The following is a 14,830-nucleotide window of genomic DNA, read 5'->3' on the forward strand; positions in this document are numbered from 1 at the left end:
ATCGCCGCCTGATCCGCCGTCCGGCCGAAAGGGACCCGCGTGTCACCCCACTCCAGCATCGACAGCGCGCCCGCCGGCGCGAAGGCCTTCCTTGAGCTGCGCCAGATCCACAAGCGGTTCGGCGGCGTGCATGCCCTGCGTGGCGTCAGCTTTTCCATCGAGCCGGGCGAGGCCTATCACCTGCTGGGCGAGAATGGCTGCGGCAAGAGCACGGTCATCAAGGTGATGTCCGGAGCGCTGGTGCCGGACGAGGGGGAGATCATCCTCGAAGGTCATTCGTTCCGCTCGCTCACCTCTATCCAATCTTTGGCCGCGGGAATCGAGACCGTCTACCAGGACCTGTCCCTGCTGCCGAACCTCTCGGTCGCGGAGAATGTCGCGCTGAACGAGCAGTTGGTGCATTCCGGCGGATCGCTCGCCCGGCTGTTCAACACCACCCGGCTGCGGGAAACCGCCGCCACGGCCCTGCGGGCCGTCGGCCTGCCGGACGACCGGGCCTTCCTTGCCACGATCGTCTCCGACCTGCCTCTCGCCCAGCGCCAGCTCGTCGCCATTGCGCGCGCCATCGCCACGCGGGCGAAGATGGTCATCATGGACGAACCCACCACCTCGCTCACCCGCCGCGAGGTCGACAATCTGATCGCCGTCGTCGCCCGGCTGCGCTCGGAAGGCGTCGCGGTGCTCTTCGTCACCCACAAGCTGGACGAGTGCTACCGCATCGGCGGCCACGCCATTGTCTTCCGCGACGGCCAGTGCGTGGCCCAGGGACCGATCGCCAACTACAGCAAGAAGCAGCTCGCCGAGCTGATGACCGGCCGCGAAATCGACGCCGGGCGCTACCGCTCGGCTAAGCCGGGCGCCGCCGAGCTGTTCCACGTCCGCAACTTCACCCGCCGGCCGGCTTTCGAGGAGATCAGCTTCTCGGTGCGGACCGGCGAGGTTCTCGGCATTACCGGCCTCGCGGATTCCGGACGCAACGAGCTGGCGATGGCGATTGCCGGCGTGAGCCCGGCCGCGAGCGGTACGCTCAGCCTCGAGGGTACCGACCGGCGGATCCGCCACCCGGCGCAGGCCATCGCGAACGGCATCGGCTATGTGCCGGAGGACCGGCTGGCCGAAGGCCTGTTCCTCGACAAGTCGATCTTCGAGAACGAGATCGCCCTCGTCGTGCGCAAGCTCTGCAACGCGCTCGGCATTGTCGACAAGGAGAAGGGCCGCGCCCTTTCGGCGAAGATCTCGCAGGACATGCGGCTCAACACGCGCGACCTCGACCTTCCGGTCGGTGCGCTCTCCGGCGGCAACCAGCAGCGCGTGCTGATCGGCCGCTGGCTCTCGATCCTGCCGAAGCTGCTTGTGCTGCACGGGCCGACCGTGGGCGTCGATGTCGGGTCCAAGGACACGATCTATCGCGTGATCCAGACGCTGGCCGAGGCCGGGATGGGGCTCGTCATCGTCAGCGACGACCTCCCCGAGCTCCTGCAGAACTGCGACCGCATCCTGGTGATGAATGCAGGGCGCATCGTTGCCGAATTTGATGCCCTCGCCACCAATGAGGACCAGCTCTACCAGGCAATGCTGGCTTCCAAGACGGAGAATGCCCAATGAGCTCGGTGGAGCTGGAGACGGCACCCGGCACACGCGGCGGCTTCAGCCTGCGTGAACTGGTGCGCCGCCGGCCGGAAGTCATCACCTTCCTGCTGCTGATGGCGATCTGCGTCATCGTCTCTGTCGTCAATCCGGCCTTCCTGCAGCCGTCCTCGCTCATCGACATCGGCCGTGCCAGCGTGGTGATGGGCCTGTTTGCGCTCGGCGTGTTCATCATCCTCGCGGCCGGCGGCATCGACGTGTCCTTCACCGCGATCGCCGCCTTCACCATGTATTCGCTGACGCTGCTCGTCTCGAAACACGCCCCCTGGATCCCGATGCCGGCGATCATCCTGATGGCGATGGCGGGCGGCGCGCTGCTCGGCACCATCAACGGACTACTGGTGCACAATCTGCGCGTGCCCTCGCTGATCGTCACCATCGGCACGCAATATCTCTTCCGCGGCTTCCTGCTGTCCTTCATCGGCACGGTCTGGATCATGTCGCTGCCCCCGCAGATGGGCGCGTTCGGCCGGATGCCGCTGCTGCAGTTCGATTCCGCCGACGGGCGCACGATCACGCTGCCGATGTATTTCCTCGTGCTGCCGATCGCTGCCCTGCTGACCTGGTGGATTCTCAACCGAACGCTTATGGGCCGCGCGATCTTCGCCGTGGGTGGCAACGCAAGCGTCGCGGGACGGCTCGGCTACAATCTGCGTACGGTCCATATCTTCCTGTTCGCGTATGCCGGCGCCTTGGCCGGTCTGGCCGGCATCATCCACACCTGCGCCAACCGGCAGTCGAACCCGTTCGATCTCGTCGGAACGGAGATCAACGTCATCGCCGCCGTGGTGCTGGGCGGCGCCCGCATCACCGGCGGCACCGGCACCGTGCTGGGCACCCTTCTCGGCGTGTTGCTGGTGGTGGTGGTCAACAGCGTGCTGGTCATGGTCGGCATTCCCAGCACCTGGCAGCGCGTTGTCGTCGGCAGCTTCATCCTGCTCGCCGCCGCCTTCTTCGTGACCGCGCAGAAGAAAAGCTGAGCTTTCGGAGACACGTGAAATGAAGAAGTTTCTCAACGATCCCGTCGATTTCGTCGATGAAATGCTGGACGGCATCTATCGGGCCCACCCGAAGCAGCTCACCTATGCTGCCGGAGACCGGCGTTGCATGGTGACCGCGCGCCCGACGGCGGGCAAGGTCGGTATCGCCACAGGCGGCGGCTCGGGCCACCTGCCGGTCTTTCTCGGCTATGTCGGCGACGGCATGCTGGACGGCGCGGCCGTGGGCGGCGTGTTCCAGTCGCCGAGCGCCGAGCAGATGTACGAAGTCACCAAAGCGATCGATAAGGGCGCGGGCGTCCTCTACATCTACGGAAACTATACCGGCGACATCATCAATTTCGACATGGCTGCCGAACTCGCCGATCTCGACGGCATCCAGGTGAAACAGGTTGTCGGCAATGACGACGCGGCCTCGTCCATCGTCGGCGAGGAGCACAAGCGCCGCGGCGTTGCCGGCATCTTCTTCCTGTTCAAGGCGGCCGGCGCCGCGGCCGCCGAGGGCCTTCCGCTCGACGAGGTCGCCCGTATAGCCGACAAGGCCCGTCTCGGCACCCGCACCATCGGCGTCGCCCTGTCGAGCTGCGTGGTACCGGAAGTCGGTCATGCCACCTTCTCGATCGGCGAGGACGAGATGGAAATCGGCATGGGCATCCATGGCGAGCCCGGCATCAGCCGCAAGAAGCTCGCCCCGGCCGATGCCGTGGTGGACGAGATGATGGAGCGGATCTTCGCCGAACAGGATCTCGGCGTCGGTTCGCAGGTCGCGGTTCTGGTGAACGGTCTTGGCGGGACGCCGAAGGAAGAGCTCTACATCCTGTTCCGTCGCGTTTCCCAGCTTCTGGAGGAGCGCGGCGCCACGGCCAGACATGTCTTCATCGGCGAATATGCCACCGCGATGGAGATGGCGGGCGCCTCGATCTCGGTGCTGACCCTCGACGAGGAGCTCGACCGCCTGATCGACGCGCCGGCCAATACGCCCTTCTTCCAGCACGTGAAGCTGTGAGGCGTGCCATGGACCGTCTGAACGCTGCCGACCTCATCGCCCTGTTCGACGCCTGGCGCGCCATGTTCGCCGAGCAGCGCGAGTTCCTGATCGCGCTCGACGGCAAGGTCGGCGACAGCGATCTCGGCATCACCATGAGCAAGTCCTTCGCCGCCGCGGCCGAGACCGTCACGGCGGAAGGCGCCGGCGCGGGCATCTCGAAGCTGCTGCGCAGCGCCGGCGTGATCATGGCGAAGACCGCACCCTCGACCATGGGTACGCTGACCGCGACCGGCTTCCTGCGCGGCAGCAAGGCGCTGGAGGGCAAGGACGCCATCGGCACCGCCGAGGCCGCCGCGCTCTGGCGTGCTTTCGCCGACGGCGTGGCGGAGCGCGGCAAGGCCAAGCTCGGTGACAAGACCATCCTCGACGTTCTCGACCCCATGGCCCGTTCGCTGGAAGTCTCAGCAGCGTCCGGCACGACACTGGACACCGCACTCAGGGATGCCGCCACCGCCGCCGAGGAGGCGCTGGAGGCAACCAAGTCGATGCAGGCGCAGCATGGCAAGGCCGCTGCCTTCCAGGCGAAGACGGTCGGACTGCAGGATGCCGGTGCCACGGTCGCCGTGCTACTGATCCAGACCATGCGCGACACGGTGGCCGGTAGGACCTGAGCAGCTGAGTATCGGGAATAAAAAAGGCCGGCCCCGATTGCGAGGCCGGCCTTTTTCGTGGTGCGCCTCGCCTCAGTCGCGAATGACGCGATAGGCCGCCTGAAGCGTCTCGAAGGCCGCGAACCTCTTGTCATGCCACGCGCGCGTCGCCGCCGCCGGGCGGTAGGTGATGCCGAGTTCGGACATCGCAGCCATGGCCGCCTCGACATCCGTGAACCGGCCCGCCGCCACCGCACCAAGGATCGCCGACCCGAGCAAAACTGGCTCGGGCGAGGTCGTCGCCGCAACATTCACGCCCGTCGCATCCGCCAGCACCTGACGCACCAGCGGGCTCTGCCCGGCGCCACCGCTGACCACCACCGTTGCGCTCGGCGCACCCTTTGCTGCCTGCGCGGACAGGATCTGGCGCAGGCCATAGCCGAGGCCCGCAAGGCCCGCCATGTAAAGCCCGACAAGGTCGTCCAGCCCGTCCTCCATGCCGAGCCCGGCAATGATGCCGCGGGCATGAGGATCGGCGAAGGGGCGCGGTTGCCAAGGAATTCCGGCACCACATGGATGGTGCCGACGAGGCGTGCGATGGCCTCCGCACCGCCCTTGGCTTCGGCCTGCTTCGACAGCCAGCCGGTGAGGCTGAGGCCATCCGCACACGCCAACTCGCCCGCTCGGGGGCGGGCGGGATGCATGTCGACCAGCCGGTCGATCGCCGCACCGGCTCCCGACTGCCCACCTTCGTTCAGCCAATAGCCCGGCACCATGGCGGAGAAATAAGGCCCCCACACGCCCTTGATGAACACCGGCTCGCGCGTGGTCAGCATGGCACAGGCCGAGGTGCCGAACACATAGGCCAGCCGGTTCAGGACATCGCCCTCACCGCCGCGGGCCCCGACCGTGCCGAGTCCGCCGGCGTGAGCGTCGATGAGACCGGTACCGACGGGGGTACCCGCCAAGAGGCCGAGTTCGGAAGCCGCCTGCTGCGTCAGCCCCGTTCCGAGCGGGCTGCCGGCTGAAGTCACTTCGGTGCCGATGCGCGTGAAATTCTCGTCCGCAAGTACCCCGAGGCCGATCTTGCGAAAATAATCGCCGTCCCACCGCTGTTCATGAGCGAGGTAGGTCCACTTGCCGGTCACGGTGCAGACCGAGCGCGCCAATGAGCCCGTCGCCTTCCAGGTGAGGAAGTCGGTGAGGTCGAGAAACTGCCAGGCTTTTGCGAAGGTCGCCGGCAGGTTCTCGCTCAGCCAGAGCAGCTTCGGCGTCTCCATCTCCGGCGAAATGGTGCCCCCGACATAGTCGAGCACCGGACTGCCGAGGGCATTGATGCGTTCGGCCTGCCCGGTGGCGCGATGATCCATCCACACCATGATGTTGCGATTGGCGTCGCCATGCGCGCCCACCGGCAGCGGCATGCCGCCTTCGCCAAGAACCACTAGCGAGCAGGTGGCATCGAAACCGACGCCCGCGATGTCCCCCGGAGCAACACCTGCCGTCGCCACCGCCTCGCGCACGCTTTCGCCGATGCAGCGCCAGATCTCGTCGCTGGACTGTTCGACGATCTCGCCGGGCTCCTTCCACAAGGTGATCGGCCGCTTGGCGACCGCCAGCAGCGTGCCGCTCTCGTCGAAGATGCCCGCGCGGACGCTGCCCGTCCCCACGTCGATGCCGGCGAAGCAAGTGCTCATGGTCTAGAGATCCGTCCCGTTCGGAAGGATGACGAGGTCGCGAATGGTAACGTTGCGCGGCCGCGTCAGCATGAAGACCACCGAATCGGCAACCTCCTGCGGCTGCATCAATGCACCCGCTTCCAGCGCCTCGTCGAGCTTTGCCTTCGGCCAGTCCTTGATGAGCGCCGTCACCACCGGCCCGGGCAACACGGCGCCGACGCGCACGCCATGCTTCGCCACCTGCCGGCGCACGGTGTGGACGAAGGCCTGCACCGCGAACTTGGATGCGGTGTAGACCGGCTCCCACACCACAGGAACCACCCCGGCAATGGAGGAAGTGAAGATCACGTCGCCGGTCTTGCGCTCCACCATGTGCGGCAGCACCGCCTGCACCGAGCGGAAGGCGGCGTTGACGTTCAGGTTCAGCACGCGGTCCCAAACGTCCGGATCGGCCGTGACGACATCGCCGCCGATATAGGCGCCCGCATTGGCGTGGAAGATGTCGAGCCGGCCGTGCCGTTCCAGGATCGCCGGCATCATCGATGCCACGCTCGCCGGATCGGTGAGGTCGACAACGAGCGGGCTCGCCGCGCCGCCGAGATCGGCCACCGCCGCCTCCAGAGCATCGGCCGCGCGGTCGACCAGCACCACGCTGGCACCTTCCCCGATCATGGCGCGCGCGCATTCGAGCCCGATGCCGGAGGCTGCGCCCGTTATGGCCGCTACCTTGCCCTCAAGCCTGTTACCCATGTTCTGTCCTCAATCCTCGAATGACCGCCCGGCGGCGCTCGCAAGCGCCGCCGGCAGCCTTCAGTCCGGCAGACCTCAGTCCGGCATGCGGATCTGCAGTTTCACATCTGTGGGCAGGCCCTTGGCCGCGCGGTCGAACGCCTCGATGCTCTGCGCGAAATCGAAGGTTTCCGAGATCAGCGGCTTCAGATCGACCTTGCCGGACGCGATGAGATTCACCGCACGGTCGAAATTGTTCGCATAGCGGAACACGGTCTCGATGCGGGCTTCCTTGATGATGGAGGCCGGCACGTCGAAATTCACGGGCTCGACCGGCAGGCCGACCAGCACAAGCGTGCCGCCAGGGCGCAAAAGGTTGAAGATGCCGTCATAAGCGCGGGGGCTGCCGCTTGCCTCGAAGATCACGTCGGCACCCCAGCCATCCGTCTCGGCCGCAATGACGTCGGCAAGCTTCTTCTCGGTGATGTTCACCGGGATCACGCCGGGATACTGGCCGGCGATGGCCAACTTGGGGGCCGAGAGGTCGGAGATGTAGACACGCGCGCAGCCACCGGCGAGAGCGGCGAGCGCTGTCATGATGCCGATGGGGCCGCAGCCGATCACGATGGCGACATCGCCGGGCGTGATATGGGCACGCGTCGCGGCCTGCAGCCCGACCGCGAAGGGCTCGACCATCGCGCCCTCGGCGAAGGAGACGTTGTTCGGCAGCTTGTAGGTGAAGGCGGCAGGGTGCACCACCTCGGGCGTCAGCACGCCGTGCACCGGCGGGGTCGCCCAGAACTGCACGTCGGGATCGACATTGTAGATGCCGAGCTTGGTGGCGCGCGAATTCATGTTCGGCACCCCCGGCTCCATGCAGACCCGGTCGCCGATCTTGAGGTTCTTCACATTCGAGCCGACCGCGACCACGGTGCCAGCGGCCTCGTGGCCGAGAACCATCGGTTCGCGGACCACGAAGGAGCCGATGGCACCATGGGTATAGTAGTGCACGTCGGAGCCGCAGACGCCGACCGTGTGAATGGAGATCTTCACGTCATCCGGGCCGACCTCGGTCGGCAGCTCGATGTCACGCAGGGCGAGTTCGCCCTTCTTTTCCAGAACCAGTGCAATCACGGGTCTATGTCCTGTTGAGAGATGCCGGCGCCCGGTCAGAGGGCAAGGCCATTGGCGTCGAAGAGATAGATATGGCGACCCTCGATGCCGACACGCAGCGTGTCGCCCGGCTTCACATCGGGGCGACCGTGGACGACGATGGCGACGATGTCGCCTTCGCTGCGGCTGTAGAGCTGGGTGGCGCCACCGAGATTTTCGGCGAAATCCAGCGTGAGGGACAAGAGCGGCTGGGCCGCGTTGAGCTCGAGATGCTCCGGACGCAAGCCTACGATGACGGTGTCGCCGGCCTTGACGCGACCGGTGCTCACCGTCTCGACCGACAGCGTGCCGCCGACGAAAGAAGGGTTGGCGAGCGTGAGCGAGCCAGAGCCGACGCCGGTGACGCTGGCCTTGATGAAGTTCATCTTGGGCGAGCCGATGAAGCCGGCGACGAAGGTGTTGGCCGGCCGGTCATACAGCTCGGTCGGTGTTCCGATCTGCTCCACCAGCCCGGCCCGCAGCACCACGATGCGGTCGGCCAACGTCATCGCCTCGACCTGATCGTGCGTGACATAGACCATGGTGGTGCCGAGGTCGCGATGCAGCTTGGCGATCTCGACCCGCATTTGGGTCCGCAGCTCCGCGTCGAGATTCGACAGCGGCTCATCGAACAGGAAGATCTTGGGGTGGCGCACGATCGAGCGGCCAATCGCCACGCGCTGGCGCTGGCCGCCGGAAAGCGCGCGCGGCTTGCGGTCGAGCAACGGCTCTAGATGGAGGATGCGCGCGGCTTCCGTCACTCGCGTCTTGATCTCGGCCTCCGGCACCTTCGCCATGCGCAGGCCGAACGCCATGTTCTCGAACACGCTCATATGCGGGTAGAGCGCATAGGACTGGAACACCATGGAAAGCTCGCGCTTGGCGGGCTCCTCATAGGTCACGTCCTTGCCGTCGATATAGAGATGTCCCTCGGTGACGTCCTCGAGCCCGGCGATCATCCGCAGCAGCGTGGATTTTCCGCAGCCCGACGGACCGACGAAGACCACGAACTCGCCCTTCGCCGCGGCAAAGCTGACCCCCTTGATGACGCTCACATCGCCATAGGTCTTCTTGATGGTGTCCAGCTGCAAAAAGCTCATCGGGCCCAAGCTCCTAAATCAAGGATCGCCACATCCGCACCAGAGGGGCGCGGGTGTGGAGCGTCAAACTCATCGTTCGAGCAGCGCCGCGGCGCAGCTCTCGTCCGTCACCAGTCGTTTCACATAGCCTCCCCGGAGGATCGCGCGCACCACCGGCACCTTGTGCATGCCGCCGGAAGCGAGGATCGAGCAGGGGATGGAGCGAACCTGCGCCGGCGACAGCGCCAGCACACGCTCGTTCAGGGGATGATCCACCGGGCGGCCGTCCGCATCCAGGAACACACCCAGCAGATCGCCCACCGCGCCGGCGGCACGCAGGCCGTCGAGATTCTGCGAAACGGTCTGGGTCTTCACCAGCAGCGAGAGCGGACTCATGTCGCCGCTCGACAGCAGGACCGCATCGACCGAGCTCGCACGGTTCATGGTCTCGCGGATGCCGTGATGGGCGAGCAGTGCCTCCCGGCTCTCGGGCGTCGGGAAATAGAGCGGGGCGGCGAAGTAGTAGCACTCCGCCCCGATGGCGCGCGCGTAGCCGGTGGCGACCTCGAAGGTGCTCGATCCCGAACCGCGGGTAAGTCCGCCCATCAGCGAGCATACCCAGGTATCAGCCAGCGTACGGGGTGTGATGCGCTTCAGCCCGGCCACCAGCGTGGTGCCGAGCCCAACGCCGACACCCATGCCAGGGCGCAGCAGGCGATCGAACATCGACCCGGCCGCCTCTCCGATGACGCGCTGCTGCTCGGCGACATCCGCCAGGCTCGGCACCACGCACGCCTCGGACAACCCGTAGCGCTCGACGAGCCGATGTTCGAGATTGACGCATTCGGCGAGCGGCAGGCGGATGTCGATGACGACCGAGCCCTCCGACCGCACCTGCCCCAACACCTTGTTTACCTTCAGCCGGGTGATGCCAAGCTTGTCGGCGATCTCCTGCTGGGTAAGGCCCCCGACGAAATACAGCCACGCCACCCGCGCACGCACCTGCGCGGCATCCAGCTCCTGGGCGGAGAAGACGTTCGGCGCATCGTGGCTGTAGGTCATGGCCATCTCCCGCTCAGGCGAAGCTGCGCTTGAGGAGCTGGGCCGAGGCTTCCACCGCCTTCAGGATCGAAATGTCGTCCTGCTCGAAGGGATAGAAGACCTCGAGAAAAACCGGCCAGCGGGCGAGCCCGGTACGCCGCAGCATCGCTGCGGCGGCCTCGGCATCGACGCGGCCGGGAACCGTGAAATCCCAATGCCGGTCAAAGGCGAAATCGGTCTGCTGGATGTGGACGGCCGTGATCACGTCGGAGAGGCCGGTGAACCACGGTTCCATTGCGCCGTGATCGGGCCCGTAGAGAGGCTCGAAGGTTCCATGGCCCCAGTCGACGCAATAGCGCCACGGCACTGCGCTGCCGGCGACATCCGTCATCATGCCGCGCGCCTGGTCGACGGTCCATGGCCATTCCCGGCGCAGCGGCGTCGGCTCGACATAGAGCCCGGTCAAGCCTTCCACCTTCGCTCGTTCCGCCAGGCGCAGCATCCGGGCGACGAGATCGTCGTAGTCACGCGCGTCGAGCGCCTCGGACTCGGCACCATCGGGACGGGAGGCGATGGCGCCGAGCGGGCCGCCGACCTCGAGAATGCCGGCGAGAGCCGCCACGCGATAGGCGCGGCCGAGCCAGCCTTCCGCATAATCGCGCACGGCCGGATCGGGGTGGAGCAGCTGGTTGTAGGTGTAGTGCGCCAGGCCGATGAAGGCGCTGTGCACGGTGATGCCGTTCTCCGCCGCGGCACGGCGTATGGCGTTCGCATGGCGATCCAGCACCTCATCCGGCCACATCGGGTCGATGAGGTCGTAGCTCAGCTGCACGAGCTCGAGACCCAGCCGCTCGCGGACCAGAGGCGCCCAGAGCTCCGGCGTCACCCAGCGCTTCACGCAGAAGGACAGGTTGATGCCGAAGCGGATGGGTTCGCGCGCCTCCGTCACTTGGTCGCTCCCATGGTCAGGCCGCGCACCATGTGGCGGGAGACGATGAGCGCGAAGATGGTGACCGGCAAAACGATGACCGTGCCCGTCGCCATGATCTTGCCCCAGGGCAGCTCATAGCCGGACATGAAGGAGGTCGCGACCACGGGCGCCGTCTGCACGTTGCGGCGGGTCAGCACCAGCGCATAGAGCAGCTCGTTCCACGAGAAGATGAAGGAGAAGATCGCCGACACGGCAATGCCCGGGGCGCCGAGCGGCAGGTAGATCTTGCGGAAGATGGTGAACTGGTCCGCCCCGTCGAGCCGCGCCGCCTGTTCGAGATCCGGCGGGATCGACTTGAACTGGTCGGTGACGATCCACACCACGATCGGAACGTTGAAGGTGAGATAGATCAGGATCAGCACGATATGGGTATCGAGCAGGTTCGCATACATCGCGATCAGATAGACCGGCAGCGCCAGCACGATGGGGCTCGTCATGCGGTTCGAGATGAACCAGAACCACAGGTCCGACTTGCCCTTGAATTCATACCGGGCGAGCGCGAAGGCCGCCGGCGTTCCCAGAGCGACCGCCAGCAGCGTCGTCGAGGTGGCGACGATCAGCGAATTGATGATCGCGTTGACCACCTTCGCGTCGGCGAAGATGTCGGCATAGTTCTGCAGCGTCGGCGTGAAGAACCACTGCGGCGGGGATGCGAGGATCTGCGCCTGGGTTTTGAAGCTCGACGAGACCATCCAGTAGAAGGGGAACAGCGAGAACGCGATGATCAGGACCAGACCGATCGCGTGAAGGAGGATTCCCGACTTGCTGCGCATCAGTTGACCTCCCGGTAGAGCACGCGGATGTAGAGACGGCTGATCAGGATGGTGAGGATCAGCAGCAGGATCGCCTGGGCAGAAGCCGTCCCGAGGTCGAAGATGCGGAACCCGACACGCTGGATGTAGATCGACACGAGGTCGGTCGCCGAGCCGGGTCCGCCGCGGGTCATGACGAACACCATGTCGAACAGCTTCAGCACGTCCGCCGAGCGCATGATGAGGATGGCGGTGAGGCTCGGCAGCAGGAACGGCAGCTGCACGTAGCGCAGCATCGCCAGCTTGGAACGGGTCTCCAGCCGCGCCGCTTCCTCGATCTCGCCCGGCACCATGGACAGGCCGGCGAGCAGGATGAGGGCGCAGAACGGCGTCCACTGCCATACATCCATGATGACGATGGCGGCGAACGCCCCACCCTGCGAGCCGAGCCAGTCGATCCCGCCGATGCCGACGACATCGAGGAACTGGTTGGCGACCCCGAATTCCCGGTTGAAGATCAGGCGGCCGATCAGGCCGACCACCGCATAGGTGGTGGCGAGCGGCACAACCAGCACCACGCGCGCCAGCGATTTCAGGAGGCCCAGCCCGGGCTTGTGGAGCAGCAGCGCGATGATGAGGCCGAGCACAAGCTGGATCGGCAGCACGGTGATGTAGAACCGCGCGGTCAGCAGGAGCGAGGCCCAGAAGGTACTGTCGGAAAGGACGTTGATGTAGTTGTCGAAACCGACGAAGGGAAAGCCCTCGCGCGGCCGGGCGATGTTGTACTGGCGGAACGAGGTGACCAGCGCGAAGATGGTCGGATAGATGCCGATGACGAAGAGCGTCAGCACGGCCGGCGCCAGGAACCAGAACGGAGTCCAGCGCCCGTAACCCCGGTTGGGTTTCACGGTCGTTTCCCTCATGACGGTTGGCTCTCCCCCGATGTGACGCAGAGCGCGCCGGTCATTCAAGATTGGTGTGGTTCGCCCGCATGGCGGCGGCCGAAACTCCGAGACGTTCCCGCAGATTGAGGATCAGCACTTCGAACAACACGTAGAGCGCACCCTCATAGAGCGAGCCCATGGGCAGCACGGAGGTCGACGCCCCCTGATCGCTCGCCATGGTCTGCGCCGGCACGACGAGCACGGTGTCGGCGAGCCTGGCCGCTCCCCCCGTGGGTTCTGCCGTGACCAGCAGAGTGCGGGCCCCTGCCGTGCGGGCGACACCCATCAGTGCGGAGATGGTCGCGAAATTGCCCGGTCCGGCCGAGACGATGAGCAGGTCTCCGGGACCGACCGGCGGCGTCGTCATGTCGCCGACGACGGACGACTTCAGGCCGAGATGGAAGAGCCGCATCGCGAGGCCCTTGATCTGCAGGCCCTCGCGCCCGACGCCGTGCAGCGCGATCCGATCCGCCTTGGCGATCTCGTCGATGGCGGCGTCGAGATCGCTGCCACGCACCTTGTCGAGGCAGCCCCGGAGTTCATCCAGAGCCCGTCCGAACAAAACCGACATGTCCAATCATCCAGAATGATGGCGGGACCGGCCCCGGACCGACCCGAAAGGCTCGCATAAGCGCGAGCCATTGTCCGAAGGCTCGCCGCCAGCCCCTGAGGACCGGCGGCACGCTTCGCTCTCAGCTCACTGGAGGAGCTTCTTCTTGCCGTCGTAATAGCCTTCCTTCTGCAGGATGGCTTCCATGCGGGTGCCGATCTCCTTGGAGCCCACCTCGGGAGAGACCTGACCCAGTTCGATCTTGGAACCCCACTCGGCGACGACCTCGGAGATCGCGGGCCAGGCGGGGAAGCGGGGACGATACTCCGGCACACCCTTCTCCCAGGACGCGACCATCGGCTCGACGAACTTGTACTTCGCCTTGATGTCCGGATCCTTGTAGACCGCCATGCGACCCGAAACACCGCCGGCCTCGACATACGCCTTGGCGATCTCTTCCGAGGTTGCCCACTGGATGAAGAGCCAGGTCGCCTTCTGCTGCTCAGGGCTCGCCTGCGAGGCGACGGCGAGCGAGAAGCCGCCTAGCGCGGGCAGACGACCGGCAGGGCCGGCGGGCTCGGGGGCGACGGCGAGGCAGTCGCCGAGCTTGGAGGTCGCGGGATCGACCAGCGTGTTGTAGAACGCCGACCACTCGGTGATCATCGCCACCTGGCCCTGCGCCAGAGCGTTCACCGCCTCGGCGTGGTCGAAGGAGACGACGCCCGGCGGCATGTACTTCAGCATGTCCTGGCGGAACTTGAGGCCGGTCTGGCTGCCTTCGCTCATCAGGTTGGACTTGAAGTCCTTGTTGAGCAGCGAGCCGCCGAAGGGCCACAGGAAGCGCATGAAGCTGTCGGCGGACTGGGTCTCGCCACGCAGCGACTGCAGCGCATAGGCATACTGGTTCTTGGAGGCGTCCGTCAGCTTGGGAGCATAGGCAGTGGCAAACTCCTCCCAGGTCGCCGGCGGCTTGTCGAAGCCCGCTTCCTTGAGCTTGCACGCATTGTAGAACAGCAGGCCGGAATAATTGTCGAAGGGCAGGCCGTAGACGGTGCCGCCCCAGGTGCCGAACGCGTTCAGCAGCAGCGGGAAGAAGCCGTCGAGATTGAGGTTCGGATCGGTGGTCGCCTTGTCCTTGGCGAGCTCGCTCACCGGCACCAGCCAGCCATTCTCGGCGAATTCGCCGATCCAGACGAGGTCCACGAGCGCCATGGTGAGGTCGCCGCGCGAGGTGAAGTTCAGCACTTCCTTCTCGCGGGTGTTCTCATAGGGCACGATCTCGTAATTCACCTTGATGCCGGTGCGCTTCTCGAACTCCGGGAGGAGTTTGATGATGGCGCGGTAGCCCGGCCGATCGAGGAAGATGCCGCTGATCTCGGTGCCCTTCAGGGGCTTGGCCGCCTCGGCGAGCCAGTCGGCCGAGGCGGCCGCCGGCACCGCCAGCGTCGCTGCCGCAAGGGCAAACGCACTGACGCAATGTTTCAGGAAGCGCTTCATTCGTTCCTCCTTGCATGTCGAGCGTCCGCGCCTGGACGACATCGACCCCCGAGACGGCAAGAAGCCGCCCCTCCCAAACGGTTGAGGACCACATTTGCCTGATGCCTTCGCGATCGGGAGCGGATCCACCTGC

The 14,830-nt window shown here is 65.9% G+C and carries 13 protein-coding genes and 1 pseudogene; 4 read left to right on the forward strand and 10 right to left on the reverse strand.

Translation table 11 applies throughout. From position 1 onward, the window contains the following. Positions 1-39: 39 nt before the first annotated feature. From MWN34_RS09970 to MWN34_RS09985, 4 genes are read left to right on the forward strand one after another with little or no spacing between them, the layout of a single operon-like run. Positions 40-1,605: a sugar ABC transporter ATP-binding protein gene (locus tag MWN34_RS09970; protein WP_247028902.1), complete on the forward strand. Its 1,566-nt coding sequence runs from the start codon at positions 40-42 to the stop codon at positions 1,603-1,605. Further along, positions 1,602-2,627, forward strand: a complete 1,026-nt coding sequence (locus MWN34_RS09975) for an ABC transporter permease (RefSeq protein WP_247028903.1) — start codon at positions 1,602-1,604, stop codon at positions 2,625-2,627. The genes MWN34_RS09970 and MWN34_RS09975 overlap by 4 nt, the downstream gene beginning before the upstream one ends. Positions 2,628-2,646: 19 nt before the next feature. Beyond that, positions 2,647-3,651 carry a dihydroxyacetone kinase subunit DhaK gene (locus tag MWN34_RS09980; protein ID WP_247028904.1) on the forward strand — a complete coding sequence of 335 codons (1,005 nt, stop codon included), beginning with the start codon at positions 2,647-2,649 and terminating at the stop codon, positions 3,649-3,651. Between the two features lie 8 nt (positions 3,652-3,659). Further along, positions 3,660-4,304, forward strand: coding sequence for a dihydroxyacetone kinase family protein (locus tag MWN34_RS09985; RefSeq protein ID WP_247028906.1), 645 nt, complete (start codon positions 3,660-3,662; stop codon positions 4,302-4,304). Positions 4,305-4,376: 72 nt separating this feature from the next. Here the strand turns inward: MWN34_RS09985 and MWN34_RS09990 are convergent. The 10 genes and pseudogenes from MWN34_RS09990 to MWN34_RS10035 form a co-directional block, all read right to left on the reverse strand. Further along, a pseudogene (locus MWN34_RS09990) lies at positions 4,377-5,980 on the reverse strand (FGGY-family carbohydrate kinase). 3 nt (positions 5,981-5,983) lie between these two features. Next, the gene (locus tag MWN34_RS09995; protein WP_247028907.1) at positions 5,984-6,712 is read right to left on the reverse strand and encodes an SDR family oxidoreductase; all 729 of its coding nucleotides are present in this window, start codon (positions 6,710-6,712) and stop codon (positions 5,984-5,986) included. Between the two features lie 75 nt (positions 6,713-6,787). Continuing rightward, positions 6,788-7,825 (reverse strand): NAD(P)-dependent alcohol dehydrogenase, encoded by a 1,038-nt coding sequence (locus MWN34_RS10000; protein ID WP_247028909.1) that lies wholly within the window; start codon positions 7,823-7,825, stop codon positions 6,788-6,790. A 35-nt stretch (positions 7,826-7,860) separates the two neighbouring features. Then, positions 7,861-8,943: an ABC transporter ATP-binding protein gene (locus MWN34_RS10005; protein WP_247028911.1), complete on the reverse strand. Its 1,083-nt coding sequence runs from the start codon at positions 8,941-8,943 to the stop codon at positions 7,861-7,863. Between the two features lie 69 nt (positions 8,944-9,012). Continuing rightward, on the reverse strand, positions 9,013-9,984 hold the full coding sequence (locus MWN34_RS10010; protein WP_247028912.1) for a sugar-binding transcriptional regulator: 972 nt from the start codon (positions 9,982-9,984) through the stop codon (positions 9,013-9,015). A gap of 13 nt (positions 9,985-9,997) precedes the next feature. Further along, positions 9,998-10,912: a sugar phosphate isomerase/epimerase family protein gene (locus MWN34_RS10015; protein WP_247028914.1), complete on the reverse strand. Its 915-nt coding sequence runs from the start codon at positions 10,910-10,912 to the stop codon at positions 9,998-10,000. Further along, on the reverse strand, positions 10,909-11,727 hold the full coding sequence (locus tag MWN34_RS10020; RefSeq protein WP_247028915.1) for a carbohydrate ABC transporter permease: 819 nt from the start codon (positions 11,725-11,727) through the stop codon (positions 10,909-10,911). The genes MWN34_RS10015 and MWN34_RS10020 overlap by 4 nt, the downstream gene beginning before the upstream one ends. Beyond that, positions 11,727-12,629, reverse strand: a complete 903-nt coding sequence (locus MWN34_RS10025) for a carbohydrate ABC transporter permease (RefSeq protein ID WP_247028916.1) — start codon at positions 12,627-12,629, stop codon at positions 11,727-11,729. The genes MWN34_RS10020 and MWN34_RS10025 overlap by 1 nt, the downstream gene beginning before the upstream one ends. A 40-nt stretch (positions 12,630-12,669) precedes the next feature. Continuing rightward, complete coding sequence (locus tag MWN34_RS10030) at positions 12,670-13,221, reverse strand: SIS domain-containing protein (RefSeq protein WP_247028918.1); 552 nt, start codon at positions 13,219-13,221, stop codon at positions 12,670-12,672. Positions 13,222-13,347: 126 nt separating this feature from the next. Beyond that, the gene (locus MWN34_RS10035; RefSeq protein WP_247028919.1) at positions 13,348-14,697 is read right to left on the reverse strand and encodes an ABC transporter substrate-binding protein; all 1,350 of its coding nucleotides are present in this window, start codon (positions 14,695-14,697) and stop codon (positions 13,348-13,350) included. Positions 14,698-14,830: the final 133 nt, after the last annotated feature.

This window comes from Ancylobacter crimeensis (genome assembly GCF_023016805.1).
Lineage (GTDB): Bacteria > Pseudomonadota > Alphaproteobacteria > Rhizobiales > Xanthobacteraceae > Ancylobacter > Ancylobacter crimeensis.